This window comes from Pseudoalteromonas sp. SG43-3, from assembly GCF_014164385.1.
GTDB lineage: Bacteria > Pseudomonadota > Gammaproteobacteria > Enterobacterales > Alteromonadaceae > Pseudoalteromonas > Pseudoalteromonas distincta.
Genome location: NZ_JACJFC010000017.1, coordinates 30,618 through 45,684, shown reverse-complemented (window position 1 = coordinate 45,684; position 15,067 = coordinate 30,618). Strand labels below are relative to the sequence as shown.

The 15,067-nt window shown below is 40.4% G+C and carries 15 protein-coding genes; 7 read left to right on the top strand and 8 right to left on the bottom strand.

Annotation, left to right across the window (positions count from 1 at the left end; genetic code table 11):
- Window positions 1-47: 47 nt before the first annotated feature.
- On the top strand, window positions 48-1,697 hold the full coding sequence (locus H5157_RS15250) for a cell surface protein (protein WP_182725007.1): 1,650 nt from the start codon (window positions 48-50) through the stop codon (window positions 1,695-1,697).
- Window positions 1,698-2,015: 318 nt separating this feature from the next.
- Here the strand turns inward: H5157_RS15250 and H5157_RS15245 are convergent, their stop codons facing one another.
- The 3 genes from H5157_RS15245 to H5157_RS15235 form a co-directional block, all read right to left on the bottom strand.
- Complete coding sequence (locus H5157_RS15245) at window positions 2,016-2,894, bottom strand: bile acid:sodium symporter family protein (RefSeq protein WP_182725006.1); 879 nt, start codon at window positions 2,892-2,894, stop codon at window positions 2,016-2,018.
- A gap of 86 nt (window positions 2,895-2,980) precedes the next feature.
- Window positions 2,981-3,562 (bottom strand): uracil-DNA glycosylase family protein, encoded by a 582-nt coding sequence (locus tag H5157_RS15240; protein WP_024605213.1) that lies wholly within the window; start codon window positions 3,560-3,562, stop codon window positions 2,981-2,983.
- A 150-nt stretch (window positions 3,563-3,712) separates the two neighbouring features.
- Window positions 3,713-4,069 carry a VOC family protein gene (locus H5157_RS15235; RefSeq protein ID WP_024605214.1) on the bottom strand — a complete coding sequence of 119 codons (357 nt, stop codon included), beginning with the start codon at window positions 4,067-4,069 and terminating at the stop codon, window positions 3,713-3,715.
- Window positions 4,070-4,296: 227 nt separating this feature from the next.
- Here H5157_RS15235 and H5157_RS15230 point away from each other — a divergent pair, with 227 nt between their 5' ends.
- Genes H5157_RS15230 through H5157_RS15220 form a run of 3 tightly spaced genes read left to right on the top strand, consistent with a single transcriptional unit; the run spans window position 4,297 to window position 6,568 of the window.
- Window positions 4,297-4,638 (top strand): hypothetical protein, encoded by a 342-nt coding sequence (locus tag H5157_RS15230; RefSeq protein ID WP_002959167.1) that lies wholly within the window; start codon window positions 4,297-4,299, stop codon window positions 4,636-4,638.
- Window positions 4,635-6,236, top strand: coding sequence for a PepSY domain-containing protein (locus H5157_RS15225; protein ID WP_182725005.1), 1,602 nt, complete (start codon window positions 4,635-4,637; stop codon window positions 6,234-6,236). Before H5157_RS15230 ends, H5157_RS15225 begins: the two co-directional genes overlap by 4 nt.
- Complete coding sequence (locus H5157_RS15220) at window positions 6,233-6,568, top strand: DUF3325 domain-containing protein (RefSeq protein WP_182725004.1); 336 nt, start codon at window positions 6,233-6,235, stop codon at window positions 6,566-6,568. Before H5157_RS15225 ends, H5157_RS15220 begins: the two co-directional genes overlap by 4 nt.
- A 222-nt stretch (window positions 6,569-6,790) precedes the next feature.
- Here H5157_RS15220 and H5157_RS15215 read toward each other — a convergent pair whose 3' ends face one another.
- Complete coding sequence (locus H5157_RS15215) at window positions 6,791-7,321, bottom strand: lipocalin family protein (RefSeq protein ID WP_182696560.1); 531 nt, start codon at window positions 7,319-7,321, stop codon at window positions 6,791-6,793.
- A 130-nt stretch (window positions 7,322-7,451) separates the two neighbouring features.
- Here H5157_RS15215 and H5157_RS15210 point away from each other — a divergent pair, with 130 nt between their 5' ends.
- From H5157_RS15210 to H5157_RS15200, 3 genes are read left to right on the top strand one after another with little or no spacing between them, the layout of a single operon-like run.
- Window positions 7,452-7,907 carry a YaiI/YqxD family protein gene (locus H5157_RS15210; RefSeq protein WP_002959175.1) on the top strand — a complete coding sequence of 152 codons (456 nt, stop codon included), beginning with the start codon at window positions 7,452-7,454 and terminating at the stop codon, window positions 7,905-7,907.
- A gap of 1 nt (window position 7,908) precedes the next feature.
- The gene (locus H5157_RS15205; RefSeq protein ID WP_182715944.1) at window positions 7,909-8,472 is read left to right on the top strand and encodes a DUF6942 family protein; all 564 of its coding nucleotides are present in this window, start codon (window positions 7,909-7,911) and stop codon (window positions 8,470-8,472) included.
- Window positions 8,473-8,491: 19 nt separating this feature from the next.
- A complete protein-coding gene (locus H5157_RS15200; RefSeq protein ID WP_024596052.1) occupies window positions 8,492-8,884 on the top strand; it encodes an ACT domain-containing protein in 393 nt (130 codons plus the stop codon).
- Window positions 8,885-9,066: 182 nt separating this feature from the next.
- Here the strand turns inward: H5157_RS15200 and H5157_RS15195 are convergent, their stop codons facing one another.
- The 4 genes from H5157_RS15195 to H5157_RS15180 form a co-directional block, all read right to left on the bottom strand.
- Window positions 9,067-9,723, bottom strand: coding sequence for a class I SAM-dependent methyltransferase (locus tag H5157_RS15195; protein WP_024596051.1), 657 nt, complete (start codon window positions 9,721-9,723; stop codon window positions 9,067-9,069).
- 28 nt (window positions 9,724-9,751) lie between these two features.
- On the bottom strand, window positions 9,752-13,402 hold the full coding sequence (locus H5157_RS15190) for an AAA family ATPase (RefSeq protein ID WP_182725003.1): 3,651 nt from the start codon (window positions 13,400-13,402) through the stop codon (window positions 9,752-9,754).
- Window positions 13,399-14,646: an exonuclease SbcCD subunit D C-terminal domain-containing protein gene (locus H5157_RS15185; RefSeq protein WP_182725002.1), complete on the bottom strand. Its 1,248-nt coding sequence runs from the start codon at window positions 14,644-14,646 to the stop codon at window positions 13,399-13,401. Before H5157_RS15185 ends, H5157_RS15190 begins: the two co-directional genes overlap by 4 nt.
- A gap of 78 nt (window positions 14,647-14,724) precedes the next feature.
- Window positions 14,725-14,961, bottom strand: coding sequence for a hypothetical protein (locus tag H5157_RS15180; protein ID WP_002959190.1), 237 nt, complete (start codon window positions 14,959-14,961; stop codon window positions 14,725-14,727).
- Window positions 14,962-15,067 lie beyond the last annotated feature (106 nt).

Below are 15,067 nucleotides of genomic sequence, written 5' to 3'. Positions count from 1 at the left end.
TTTTGCGCTTAAAATCAAACTATTAATATTTAAGCGCGCATAACTTTATGATATCAAAACTAATTAGATTTACCCTTTGCTTTGCCTTATTTTATAGTGCGCAAAGTGCTGCATACAACGAAGCTATGTGCATTTTAATTAAACAAGAAATGCAGCAAAATAGTAATAATAAAGCGAGTCAAAAATACCGTAAAGCTGCGCGTGATTACAAAAACAACTGTAATAAGCCAAAAGAAATTCAAGCACAACCTAAGCCCCAAATAATAGAGCCAGAGCCAGCCATTATTACTCAGCCACAACCTAAAATTGTTGAACCTGCCCCTGTAATTGAACCCACTGAAGAAGCTATTAAAGATAGCATCAACGAGCAAACACTTAATTTAACTGATGATCAAAAACAACAAATTAACGATCAGCTAAATAGCAATAGCAATAGTAACGAAATAGTAATTGGTGCACAGCCAACAACAGCAGTACCTGAGCAAGTAGTTACAGAGCAAAAAAACGAAGCTGTGATAGAGCAAGTAAAACCGGCGACGCCAGAGCAAAACGTTCAACCTACGCCTGAAAAGCCTGCACCTGTAAAACCAGCACCTGTGTTAACTAAACCAGCGCCAGTAATTGCGCCGCAACCTGTAGCGCAGAGCCCAAGCTCGTTACTTTTACCCACTTTAATACTTGTTATAGTGATACTTATTGGCGCTATGGTCGTCGTGCGCCTGCGCCGTGCAAAACAAAGTAAAACAATGGCAGAACCTACTATGGCGGCTCCACCTGAAGTTAAATCAGAAAAAATTGCTACGCCAGCTAAACCTGAAACTACAAAAGAGCCAGAGATTGAGCCTGTTGTTATCAACGAAGTAACTCAAAATAATAAATCGGTTGAGAGCAGCGTAGCGACAAATGAAGAGCCTGTAGAGCCTACGAACACTACACAAAATGCTGATATTGAACATACACCACCGCAAATTTCAGATGAGCAAAACAACGTAGCTACACAAGTGCAAACAAGCGAAATTGAGCCTACACCGCTTAACTCAATTGATACTTTAGAGCAAACAAGTACCGCTACGTTTAACGAAGTAAAGCAAAAACCTGAGCCTAATACAGCCGAGTTTGAAGCAGCAGCAAAAACAACCTTAGAGCGTATTAAAAATGCCAGCAGCTTTAATGAGCCAGAAGTACGCGACTTTGATCCAGATGCAAAGCCTGTAAAAAAACAACGTAAGCACCATACAGCGCAAGTAACGGAGCCTGCGCCAATAGAAGCCGAACACAACACTGTAGAGCCGGTTATTAGTACTCCTGAGCCAGTAACAGCGAGTGAGCCGGTTGTAGATTTACACGCACCAGAGCAAATAGCTGACGCTCAATCGACTACATATACAACAGAGCAAGACTTTAAAGAACCAGAGGTACGTACATTTAACCCAGATGCACCATTACCTGGTGAAAAGCCGATGCCTAAAAAACAAAGCGCAACACCTGAGCAAGCACAAACAACACCGCCAGTTGATGAGCCACAAAGTGAGCCTAAAAAAGCAGACAGTAACAATCCATTTGCTAACTTATCGTTAGACTCAAGCTGGGATCCTGACTCAACTGAAAAACCCAAAATAGAAGAGAAAAAACGCGCGCCTAAATCGCAAGCATTAATAGATGCAGAAGAACGCGCTAAAAACATGCAAACCAAATAGTAAGTTTTAAAATAGCGCCTCATATTTGAGGCGCTGTTTTAGTAACTAAATAATTAACTGCTTTTTTACCGTATTACTTACACTCTTATCCCATCCTAAAATGCGCTTTAGTAATTAGGAGCTTCGCTCCTTGCGCGAGCAAGTTCAGCGCCTGGGGCAATATTCAAGCTTGAGAGTGTTTTATAAGCTTACAACTTGTTGGCGCGATGAGTGCAGAGCATACATTTAACTGGTGGTATTTTTAGACTTGAGTTTAAGGCTACGTTATCCGCAGCCATAAATTAAAGTAACTTGGTCAACATGCCCTAATTAAAAGTCCTAGTTAACAGCCCTAGCGGTACGTTTATTTTTAAGCTTTAACCCGCCAATTAATAGCAGTGGTCCTATAAACATGGCAAGGCCATACACGCCACCGGTAACTGCGTATTCTGGTTTATTTAAAAAGCTAATAGCGATTAAAATAGCTAACGATGCATTTTGAATTCCAACCTCAATTGAAAGCGTCAGCGAATCAGTTAAATTTAATTTTGAACACTTAGCAATTAACCAACCAACAACCATTGAACCAATATTAAGCGCTATGCACGCCCAAAATACGTTGTTAAATGAGCTAACTAATAAATCGCGCTCTTTTATTACTAGTGCGGCAATCATCATAAGCATAAAAAACAACGAGAAGCGTCTAAAAAACGGCTCTGCTTTAATGGCAAAATCACTTTTAAAGTGACGTAACCAAATGCCTATAGCAACTGGCACTAAGGTAATAAAAAATAGCCCTAATGAAGTAGTTAAAATAGAGAAAGTAGCATCGTCTGCTGGGGCAAACTGACTCATAGCAAAGCCAATAATAAACGGTGTGGTTATTATACTAATTGCGGTAGAGGCAGCTGTTAAACTTACCGAAAGCGCTAAATTAGCTTTAGCAAGCTGGCTTACTACATTTGACATAGTACCGCCGGGGCAAGCAGCTAATATCATTAAACCAATAGCGATAGGCGTTGGTAGGTTTAGTAAATAACACAGCCCTAATGCTAATAAAGGCATTGCTACAAGTTGGCCTATTAAACCAATGACAATGCCAAGCGGGCTTTTAAATAAACGAGTAAAATCGGTTGTTGTGAGCCCAAGACCCATACCAAACATAATAAGTGCAAGAGCGAGCGGAAGTATTACCTCAGTTAATATAGATGCATTCAAATTAGACAGCCTCGTTTGTTATTGTTTTTAATTAGAGTGTTAATTTTTAAGTTAACTGTAACGCCCCTTTACAATAACTAGAAGTATTACTTATTTAAAATAGCAGCCACGTGCTTATCTAGTTCTGGAAGTACATCTTGTTCAAACCATGGGTTCTTTTTAAGCCATATATTATTACGCGGACTCGGATGTGGAAGCACTAAATAATTTGGCCAATACTCACGCCACGATTTTACTAACTCCGTAAGTGGCATTTTTTTAGCCTCTGGTAAATGATACGCCTGCGCGTATTTACCAAGCACTATTGTCAGCTCAATATTTGGTAGTGCAGCCAATAATTGCTCGCGCCATGCAGGCGCACATTCTTTTCTCGGTGGTAAATCACCCGACTTCCCCCTACCCGGGTAGCAAAAGCCCATAGGTAAAATGGCTATATTATTAGCGTCGTAAAATTCATCACGTGTTAGCCCAAGCCATTCTCGCAGGCGGTTTCCGCTTGCATCGTTAAACGGCACACCTGTTTCGTGAACTTTGATTCCAGGTGCTTGCCCTGCAATTAAAATACGTGCGTTTTGGTTAAATTGTATAACAGGGCGAGCCCCTAAAGGTAAATGAGGTTCACAGATCACGCATTTACTAACTTGCTCTATTAATTGGTGACTATTCATGCTTATTTGGCCTTAAATGCTTAATATTTATCCTAAATGGCCATTTAGGATAAATGAGTTGGTAAAAAATCGGTTTATTTTAATTAAAACGAGCGTTAGTTAGTAAAATCGTGATCTTTAAGCTCATTCGCGCTACAAGCCTTGTAAAACCTAGTGTTGCTCTGCCCATACAGCAAATTCATTGCCGCTCGGCTCTGCAAAATGAAACCGGCAACCACCCGGAAATTCAAAAATAGGTTTTAATATTGTGCCACCATGGAGTTGTACTTTTTTATACGTAGCGTGAATGTCGTTACTATAAAAAACCAATAACGCAGCACCATTTTGAGTTAGCGATTTAAGCGGCGCATTAAAAAAGCCACCATCGAGCCCTTGGCCACTAAACGCCATGTATTCTGGGCCGTAGTCAGTAAACTGCCAATTAAATACACGACTAAAAAAGGCCTTAGTTGCGGATAAGTCGCATGCAGGAAACTCAACGTAGTTTAGTTTTTCGTGATCGCTCATCGTTATTCACTCTTTATTTTTACTCAGTTTATTAACCTTAAGCTTTACATAGAGCCAGTGCAATATCATTAAATAATATCAGATCAGTATTTTACTAAGTAACCAAGTACGTATAACTTACTTAAAAATTAAATATCACAAATGAGAATAACTATCTTTTGTATTTGTAACATATATAATAGCGCCTTTGTTTTATCCTCAGCTTTAAATAAAGGGATTAATTAACTATGCAGGCACCTTTGCACAGTGCGCCATTCGATAAGGTTAACGTGATTGCGCTTATAGTAAAAAGTGTAAGCAGTTATCGAGTTTTGGTATTTTTACGTTTTTTTATTGCCATAATTGGTGGCTATGCTTTTACCTCTGCAAGCACTGCGTTATTAAGCTTTGTGTTGCCAATAGCTAAACAAGACGCTGTGCTGTTTAGTGTTTCAATCAGCATTTTAATTTATGCCGTTGTATTTATTTATGCCTTTAGTGTTAAATCATTAAAAACAGTGTGGATCAGTATTTTACTAAGTACGGGAGCGTTCATTGGATTGCTTGCATTACTGAAGGGTTGGGTATGAAAGACAGCTTTTTCAGATCGATGACTTGGTTGCACACTTGGGTAGGGTTACTCGTTTGTTGGTTATTATATTTAATATTTTTTGCAGGGACTCTTAGCTTTTTTAGAGACGAAATAACGTTGTGGAATCAACCAGCCATACATAATGTGCAAGCCCAAACACAGCGTATAGAAGCGCAAAAACAACAAATAATTACCGGATTTGATTACTTAGCTAACCATGGAGCTCACTCATCAAGCTGGCGTATTACATTACCCGAGCCACGCATTCCTTATTTAATTTATGGTTATGCAAAACCAAAAGAGCCAGGTCAGCGCCGCAGCCGGTTTGAAAACACACAGCTAAACCCTAATACCATGCAAGAGCTTGAGCCCTTTGTAGATACTAAAGGCGGTAACTTTTTTTATCGGCTGCACTATGATTTACATTACATGGATGCAATAACCGCACGCTGGATTGTGTGCTTTGCTAGCTTTTTTATGCTGATTGCCATTATATCGGGGGTGGTTATTCATAAGCGTATTTTTAAAGATATGTTTAGCTTTAGGCGTAACAAAGGTAGCCGTACATGGTTAGATGCCCATAACTTAAGCTCTGTGCTTGCCCTTCCTTTTCATTTAATGATTACTTACACGGGTATAATTACACTTATATTTATGTTGTTTCCCTACCCTGCGCAAACGTCTTATGATGACGGCATGCGTGGCTTTTTTAACGATGTAACACCTCGCAATACCATGACCGATAAAGCCCAAGGCGAATTGCCAATGGTGCCAATACAACGCATTTTAGATCAGGTTTATACTAAGTGGCCTCATGCAGATATTACTCGCGTACAAGTTAACCAACCAAATATGGCAGCTTCAACAATTACCGTATTGGTAAGCGCAGGTAAAACACTACGTGACCAAGCACCACGCTTAATATTTAGTGGTGCTACAGGGCAAATGGTCGCTAAAACTGATGACGAGCTAACTAGCAGCAAAGCGCTTTACGAATCGCTTAATTCTATGCATACAGGGCGTTTAGCTACGTGGTTGTTGCGCTGGTTATACGTATTAGGCGGTATTGCAGGCTGTGTAATGATTGGCTCTGGCTGTATTATGTGGGCTAAGCGAATTCGCGAGCGAACTAAAAATAACGTTAAACCTTCGTTTGGTTTAAAATTAGTTGAAGGGTTAAACCTAGCCACTATTATGGGACTTCCACTGGCAACGTGTGCATTTTTTATTGCTAACAGACTACTTAGCTCAACTACCGCAGAGCGCGCCGATAAAGAAATACTCGCGTTCTTTTTAACATGGCTAGCGGTTGCTCTTTTAGCACTTATAAAGCGCGACACACTGCAATGGCGAGTTATGGCAGCTATAAATGCTGTTGCATGTTTAAGCGTACCGGTTATTAATGCCCTTACAACTAACGGTAATCTAGTTAGCTATTTGATGCACAAACAGTGGGCTTTATTTACTTTTGATGCACTGTTTTTGTTATTTAGTATATTGTTTTTTATACAAACCGAAAAATTACGTACTGCTAAAAACAACTCAAAAATAATCAGCCCTAGTCAATCTAATAACCTTAAAAGGCAAAAACCATGATTGATTTACTTGGGTTTAGCCTATGCCTGCTCAGTTTTAACTGTTTTGCGCTGGCTAAGTATAATCATTTTAAAGATGTATTTAAAAAACGCCCTACAGAACCCCAACGTAAAAAGCTGCTATTAGCTGCTTGGATCAGTATTTTACTAAGCTTGGTGCTTTGTATAGTTACTCAAGATGGATATGGTGCATTACTATTTTGCGGATTTATGAGCCTAAGTGTCTTAATTATAATGGTTTTTTATAATTTTTTAGTAGGCTACGTGAAGTGGTTTAGTGTTTTAAATAGCGTGTTAGTTGTACTAAGTGGGTTGTTTTTAGCATTAAACTAGCCTTAGTTAGTAAAAACGTGATCCGTTATTTTCCCATATATTAGGCAAAAAAAATGGCAAGCTATATAGCTTGCCAACAATAGGGGATATTCAGTGTTTCCAATACTTGCTGTCTCACGGCAAGTACACACAATATAACCATAATATATTTAAGTTACTTTACGGTTAGGTGACTCTTTTATTACTACTTTAAAAACGTATATAACTAACTGTAAACCCCCTTTACATAGTCTCTTGGTTTACCCAAATTATTTCATCGGTAGCAAAGCCCAACTCTTTAGCTTTAGTTAAAAAGTGTTCTTTAAGCTCTTTGCTAACCGTTGGTGTACGCGACAAAAACCACAAGTAATCTTTGTTGTAACTGGTTATAAATGCATATTGATAATCGGGTTGGTCAAGTTCAAAAATCACGTAAGCGCCATAAAATGGACCAAAAAACGAGACTTTAAAATGCCCTGTGTCGGTGCCCTTAACAAACTTGGCTAAGCCTTCGGCGTCATCCCATTTTTTATCATCCGTTAAATACCCTTTGTTAAGGACCTTTACTGTGCCGTCGTCGTTAATTGAATAAGTCGCGGTAACTTGCTCCATCCCTTCTTCGAATGAGTGATTAAGACGCGCTATTTCAAACCATTTGCCTTTATATTTTTGTATATCAAAGTTTTTAACGGGTGTTATTCCCTCAGGAGGGCTGGTGCAGGCACTAAGAAAAAATAACCCTGTAATAAGTAAACCGTATTTAATAGCCTTCATGTAAGCTCCTTTTTTAATTACATAAATCGTACGTATTATCTAAATATAGATGGATATAAAGTTTGCTAGCCGATTAAAAAAATTTGCTATAGGATCGTATTAATTCTAAAGCAATAAAAATGACCATAGCATGAAAATTTGGGTAGATGCAGACGCGTGTCCTGTTGTTATAAAAGAAATACTTTTTAGAGCTGCAGAGCGTATGAAAATCGAGACTATTTTAGTGGCTAATCACGCAATGCGTATTCCGCCGTCAAAATACATAAGCCGCGTTCAAGTATCGTCGGGGTTTGATGTAGCCGACGACGAAATAGTAAAACGTGTTGAAAAAGGCGATTTAGTTATTACGGGCGATATTCCGCTAGCAAGTGAAGTAATTGATAACGGCGGGCAAGCACTCAACCCACGTGGCGAGCTTTATACCACCGAGAATATCCGCTCAATACTTAACGTGCGCGACTTTATGGATACCATGCGCTCAAGCGGCGTAGAAATGAGTGGTGGGCCGCCGCCACTTAGCCAAACCGATCGCCAAAACTTTGCAAATAACCTCGACCGTATTTTAGCGCAAAACAAGGCTAACTAACTTGAACACCCAATTAGTTGGCTTAGGTGATACGCAATTTAGCGTTGCGGTATACGTAGCAAAAGCGCCGCCCATGCCGTTTTTTGAAACACTTGAATGCCTAGAACCGGTTATAAATGAGCAAATAAATACCATAAACCAGTACTGTGGTAATGGTTGGCGCAAAGTGTTTAACGTTTACGCCAAAGTGCTATTTTCCCTGCCAAGTGAGCATTATTCATTTGCTAAACAAGCCCCTACTTGGCAACAATATCGCGATGAGTATTTACTGCAAAAAAATAGTAAAACCGCCCTGCTATTTAGCGCGCCTGACACTACTATTACTTGCGCAGATAAAGCTACTAGCAATCAAAATCAGCTACACATAATTGCTGGGCGTACGCACGCTAAAAACTTATTACAACAAGGTAAGTTGCATGCACAATTTGATTGGCTCGACGACGAGTTTGCAATAGACACCAGTAACAACATTATTGTGTGCCCGTATTTTGATTACAGGCAATTAAGTAATATAAAAATTGCGAGATTAAGCGAGCTAGTCGCGCAGCTAAAAGGCACTAAATAACACATTGTAAGGAACGACCATGGCCGGAATTTTAGAGTTAAACGAATTATTAAAATCAATGCAGCCTGTGCTTAAACAAGGTGAATACATATTTTGCTGTTTGGCAGGGAAATTGGCTGATTATGTTCACTTAGAGCCACTTGCCACTTACGTTGAAGAGGAAGGCCTAACCCTTATTTTAAAAGCTGAAACCGCCGATAAAGCAGGTATTACTTACGAGGGTAAATATAATTTAATTACTCTTAATGTACATTCAAGCTTAGAGGCCGTTGGGCTAACAGCTGCGGTATCTGCAAAGCTAACTGAGCATGGCATTAGCGCTAATGTGGTAGCTGCGTTTTATCACGACCATATTTTTGTACAAACAGACAAAGCACAAGCTGCAATGAAAGCACTTGGAGAGATTGGTTAGGATTGCTGGCACAGTAATGATCTGAGTGATGTGGATATTAGAGCGTCGGGTGGCGCTTAACTTATCCGACCTACGCTTAGAGAAACTTCGGGGTGTAGAGAGGGTTATATAAAAACACCGAGTTTGTTCACTCGGTGTTTTTATTGGTGCTAAATAGCGGGTGCTTGTTTAGCTTGTGAAACTTAAACTACATATCCGCTAAAACCTAGGGCTTTAAAATACAGCTTCGGAATGCCAAATTTGCACTCATTTAGCAATTCGCTAAAGCGCATTCTATCAAGCGGGTAAAACTCATTTTCTAAGTCGTGCCCTGTTTGTGTTTTACCTGTTTCGGTTAAACCCAATTGCGCGCACGTTGTGAGCTGGGCTTCGCGCTCAAATGAAGTTTCGGGGCGCATTAAATCTGCAATAAAAAGGTTTGCGTCTTTTTTAAGACTTCCTTTAATTGCTTTTAATAACTCTTTTTTATCGCCGTTATCTTCTAAAAAATGCATTACTAATAAACATAAAACGGCATCGGCTTTAACCGATAACTTATCAACTGGGCCATTATGTACATCTACGCGGCTTGTTATGCCTTGTTCATCAAATTGCTGCTGTGCGATAGCAAGCATATCGGCTGATGTATCTTGCGCAGTAAATTGCCATGTAGGGTTTAGTGCAGCCAGTGCAAGTACTTCTTTGCCTGTGCCTGCCCCTACTACCAAAATATGCGCATTGTCGCTTAGCGTTGCTTGTAGTTGCGCATTAGTGAGCTGATGTAATAATTCATAACCAGGCACTAAACGGGTTATGCGGCTATCGTATTGTGTTGCTTGCTCGCCTGTAAACGTTGGCATTGTATCTCCTTGTTTTCAGTAATGTTGCTTATAAAACTTCAAGTGTGGAATATCCACCTGGCTTTTTGGCTACATGCACTTGAGTGGCTACACGCTCGCTCATTTGTGTTACGTGCGATATAACGCCTACTTTTCTGCCTTGTGCTTGCAAAGAATCCAAAGCGTCCATTGCAATGCTTAGGGTTTCGCTGTCTAACGTACCAAACCCTTCGTCAATAAACAAAGAATTGATTTGTACTTTGTTAGACGAAAGCGATGCTAAACCAAGTGCAAGCGCTAGCGATACTAAAAATGACTCACCGCCCGAGAGCGTATTAACAGAGCGTTGCTCGTCGGCCATGTCGCGGTCGATAATTGCAATGTCGAGCGTTTGCGCTATGGCGGTTAATTCGTAGCGTTTGTTGAGTGTTTTTAAATGGCTGTTGGCATAGTGCAGTAATATTTTTAACGTTTGTGTTTGTGCTAAGTTACGCATGGTTTTACCCGTTGCATCGCCCAATACTTTATTAAGCAAGTGCCACTGCTCTACCTGTGTTTTAAGCGTAGTTAACTCAGCTTGTTTGCCTTCAAGCGCCTTTGCGTTTTGGTTGTGTTGCTCAATAGCGGTATTAGTTGCTAGTAATGAATTTTGCAGCTGCGTTTGTTGCTCATTTAAGCTGCTTAATTGCGTACTTAAAGCCTCTGCACTTTGTGTTGGCTTATCGCTACTGTTGTGTTTTTCAAGCGTAAGTTGCTGCTGTTTTAATGCGGCATTTGCATCTGTTAACGCTTGAGTTAACTGCTCGTGTTGATTTAAATGTGCTTTAATAGTATCGCTACTGAGCGTTAGTAAAATTTTGACCTGTTCGTGCGTTACATCGCTGTATTGCGCTTTAAAGTCAGTAAACCACTGGTTATAACGTGCCTCAAGTGTTGCTAGTTCTTGGCTGTTTTCAAGCAAGCGTTGCTCCACATTTTTAAGCGTTATAGCGTGCTCATCTCGTTGTTTTATCGCGTCGTCATAGGCTTTTTGGCTCGCTTGAACCTGCGATTGTTTTTGCTCTTGCTCACTTGTGAGTTTTGCTTGGTAGTCGTCTGCGCTTATTTGCTCGTTATTAAATAAAGCTGAGCGCTCACTTTGTACAGCGTCTAATAGCTCTTTTGCTTTTACAAACTCTTCATTAAGTGCTTTTAACGATTGCTCGCTTTTACTAACAAGCGGGGTAAGCTGCTTTATTTGCTCATTAGCTGTGTCTTGGCGCTTTTGGCTTTGCTCAAGTTGCGTTTGAGTTTGCTGATACTGCGTAACCTGCTCGCTCAGATCGCTAAGTTCAAGCGTATTGGCTTGTAGTTGCTGCCAAAAATCACTGTTTTCAAATTGATTATTGAGTGTTGTACCCAGCTCGTTAATTTGTGCACTAAGCTCGCTAAGCTTACTCGTTAACTGGTTTTGCTGGTGTGTAAGCTCAAGGTGTTTATTACTCAGTTGCTGCTGTACTTGCTGCTCTGCTTTAAGTGCTGCTTGTAGCTCGTTTACTTTGGTTTGCAATGTACGTTGACGTTTTTGTTGCTCAAAGTATTGCGCTTTTTGCTGCGTTAATTGCTTATAAGTTACTTCAAGCTGATCAGGCGTTAAGTCGTTAAGCTCACTACGTGCACCTTGCATGGTATTTTTAATGTCGAGCTGTTTGGCTTTTGCTGTTTGTATTATTTGCTCAAGTTGTCCGTGTTCAGCAGTTAATACAGCATGTTGAGTTTGATGTTTATGCAGCTCGCTTTGTGCATGGTCAAATTGCTTTTTAGCGGTATTAAAAGCATTTTCAAAATCAGTAATTAAGTTATTTAATTGCTGATTTTGATTTACCGCATACGGATGCTCCGTTGCGCCGCACACTAAACAAGGCTCATTAGGGCGAAGCTCAGTGCGTAAATGCTCTACGTTTTCGCTGGCTCTTAAGCGCGCTTGGTTAAGTGCGTACTCGCTGCCTTTAAGTGCTTGCTCGCTGGTTATTAAATGCTGATTAAGTAAAGCATGGGCTTGCTGGCTTTCATTTAGCTGCTGATTGAGCACTTGCTGGCGTTGAGTGCTTTGTTTTAGCTCTGCGTTAAATTGCTTATAGCGCTCTCGCTGCTCTTTTAAGTAATCAATACTTTTTAGCTGCGCGTCGCAGTGCTCTGCATTAAATTCATTAAGCTGAGTATTTAAAACCTGCAAAGCTGACTGCTCGCTCGTAAGTAACGCCTCGCACTGCTGCACTTTATTATTTTGTGTATTTAATCGCTCGCTCTGACCTGCAAGCTCGGTATTAAGAGTTTGGCTTTGTGCAAGGTTTGCAGTTAATTGCTGCTGTGCATTTAAGTAAGTATTAAAGCTTTGCTGATAGTAGCTCCAGTCTTTTGCTAAAACGTGCAGCTGTGCATGCTCATTAAGCCATTGCTGGCTTTTAGTTGAGTCGGTATTAGCGAGCTCTAGCTCGTTATTGCTTTGTTTAAGCTGCTGTGTGAGCTCATCAAGTTGAGTTTGCTCTTTGGTTATTTGCGACTCTGTGCCTTTTACAGCTTGAGTTTGCAAAGCAATGCTGCTGTCGAGCTCTCTCGCTTTTGCTATAACGGGCGCTGCATTTTGTTTTTGCTCATTGGCGTTATTAAGTAGCTCAGTATGCTTAGCAAGCGCGGTGTTACGCTCGTTAATTACCGCTAAATGATCAACACTTTTAAGTGATGTTATTTGCTGATCTAACGCCGTATTTTGATTGATTAATTGAGTAAAACGGCTGCGGTTATCTTTTATTTCAAGCGCCTGCTTGGCTTGTTTTGCTTGCTCGCTTTGAGCAACGATACTTTCAAGCGCTGAGCTTGCTTGTTGCTGGGTTTGCTGTGCCTGCAGTAAGCTTTGCTCAAGCACTGTAGCTTGCTGATACCAGTTAAGTGCTTTTTCGGTTTTGGTTAGCTCTTTTTTAGTGTGTTCGGTTTGCGCTTTTAAATCGGTTAACTTGGTTTGTTGTAACTCAAGTTCATCGGTCGTTAATAAGGTATAGCTTTGAAGGCCTGCTTTGAGCGCTTCAAGCTTTGCCACTTGCTCTTTATGGCGCTCAAAAATACGCACACCAATACGGCTAAATTTATCGGTGCCTGTTAAGCACTCCAAAAGTTGCGCTCGCTCATCGCCAGTGGCTTTTAAAAATGCAGCAAACTCATGTTGCGCTAAAAGTACGGCACGGGAGAACTGCTCAAAGTTAAGCCCTATTTTACTCTCAACTTCTTTTATTGTGTGGCTTTTGTCAGCTATTAAGGTTTCGTCTGGCAGGGTTACTAAGGTGTGCTCTGCTACTTTAAGTTTGCCAGTTACCTTTTTATGAGTGCGTGAAACTGTATAACGCGCGCGGTAAAGCTGTTTATCTTGCCCTAAAAAGTCAACCTCGGCGTAGCCTTCCCATGTACCTCGGCGTAGTAGGTTTCGCGCATCATTAAGCTTAATGCTGTCGCCATTAAACTCAATTAAGTTACCTTTATCGCCGCGTAGCCTCGCTGTTTTTGTATAAAGGGCTAAACATATCGCATCTAAAAAAGTACTTTTACCAGCGCCGGTATCGCCTGTTATCGCAAATAAGCCTGCATCTTTTAATGGGGCTTGAGTAAAGTCTATTTCAGCATCAACTATTGAAGCTAAATTATGAATACGAACTGCGGTTATTTTCATAGTTGCTCTTGCTCCGTTAGCTCGTTTATCACGTCACTTAAAAGTGCTTTTAGCTCATCGGGTACACTTTGCCCTGCCATGTCTTTATCGTTTGCAAATGCTTGTTCTAATAGGTTTAGTGGGTTGAGCATTTCAACTTCGCTTAAATCTTCAAATACGGTGTTGTCGTCATTTTGAGTCGATTGCTCACGTACACGTTCAATACCACAAAATTTAATATGCTTACCTTCAAGTGCTTGTTCTATTTGTTCTCTAAAGGTGGTGTCGGTATCGCTTGATTTAAGCTTTACCCGTAAATAAGGCGCTATTGTATTTTGTGCGGTGTCGAGCGCTTTAATTTGCTCGCATAGTTCGCTTAATGGCACACACTCCCCTTTTGGTAAAATAATTACATCGGCAGAGCGCGGAATGTAAAGGGGGTTTACAGTTGTACTAATATGTTGTTTTTCATCAATAATAAACTCAACAACATTTACTTGGTGCGTGTAGTTACGCTCTGAAAACGACATAGGGATAGGTGTGCCGCTGTAGCGAATAATATCGCTTTTAGCGACTTGTTGCGCTTTGTGTAAGTGCCCAAGGGCAACATAGTTGGCTTGTTTACCAAATACATTGGCTGAAATAGACTCCTCACCACCTATTACTAAGTTACGCTCAGAATCACTTGAGATATCCCCGCCTTTTGCGTGTAAATGCCCCATAACTATTAATGGTGAGTTTTGCTCGTTTATATTAGTAGCTTGCTCTAATGCAAGTTCATAAGCTTTTGCAACGCCTTGAGCATAACTAGGGCCGCTTTCGGTTTGACTAAGTAAACTTACATCGCTTGCACGTAAAAATGGCATAGCGACGATTACAGCGCGTTTACCATTGGTATTTATGGTAATAACAGTTTCATCGGGTGTTGCGACATCAAAGCGCCCTACTACGTGCGTATCAAATTGCGCTAGTAATGGCTGAGCTGCCAAAATACGATTTGCAGAGTCGTGGTTACCCGCAATAATTACTACGTGTAATTGTGGGCATGCCTTTTTGGCGTCTTTAATAAATTGGTAAAGCTGATTTTCGGCGCTAGCGCTTGGAGTCGCGGTATGATAAATATCGCCAGCAACTAAAAGTAAGTCTATTTGTTGTTCAACAAGAGTGGCTAATAACCATGTAAAAAAGGCTTGATGCTCAACACGGCGGTCGTGTTCGTAGAATTGTTGGCCAAGGTGCCAATCTGAGGTGTGGAGGACTTTCATGTCGCGCTCTTAATTAAACCGTAAGAGCGCCAATATACCCAAGGCAGTTAAAGATGCAAGCCTAAGCCGTGTATTACCTTAGGTTAAACTGTACCAAGCTGAAAAAACAACCGGTAATGCTAAAAGTGCCATTAATAATGGAATTTTTAACGTTTTAGTTTGTTTTGCGTGTAGCGCCTTTAATGCATTAGTTTCGTTGCACGCTGCTACTTTATCGATATAAAAATAACCCGAATCGAGATACTGCTTACAGTTATTCTCACTTGCTGGAATCGCAATTAGTTCTTGTTGTTTTTTTAGGATGTAAAAATCCATAAGCCCACCGCATTTCTTGCTAGTAATCGATATTAATTTGAGGATAAATGTGACGAATTTATTTGCCTCAAATAAAAAGGTTGGCGATTTTAAATATAAACTGCAC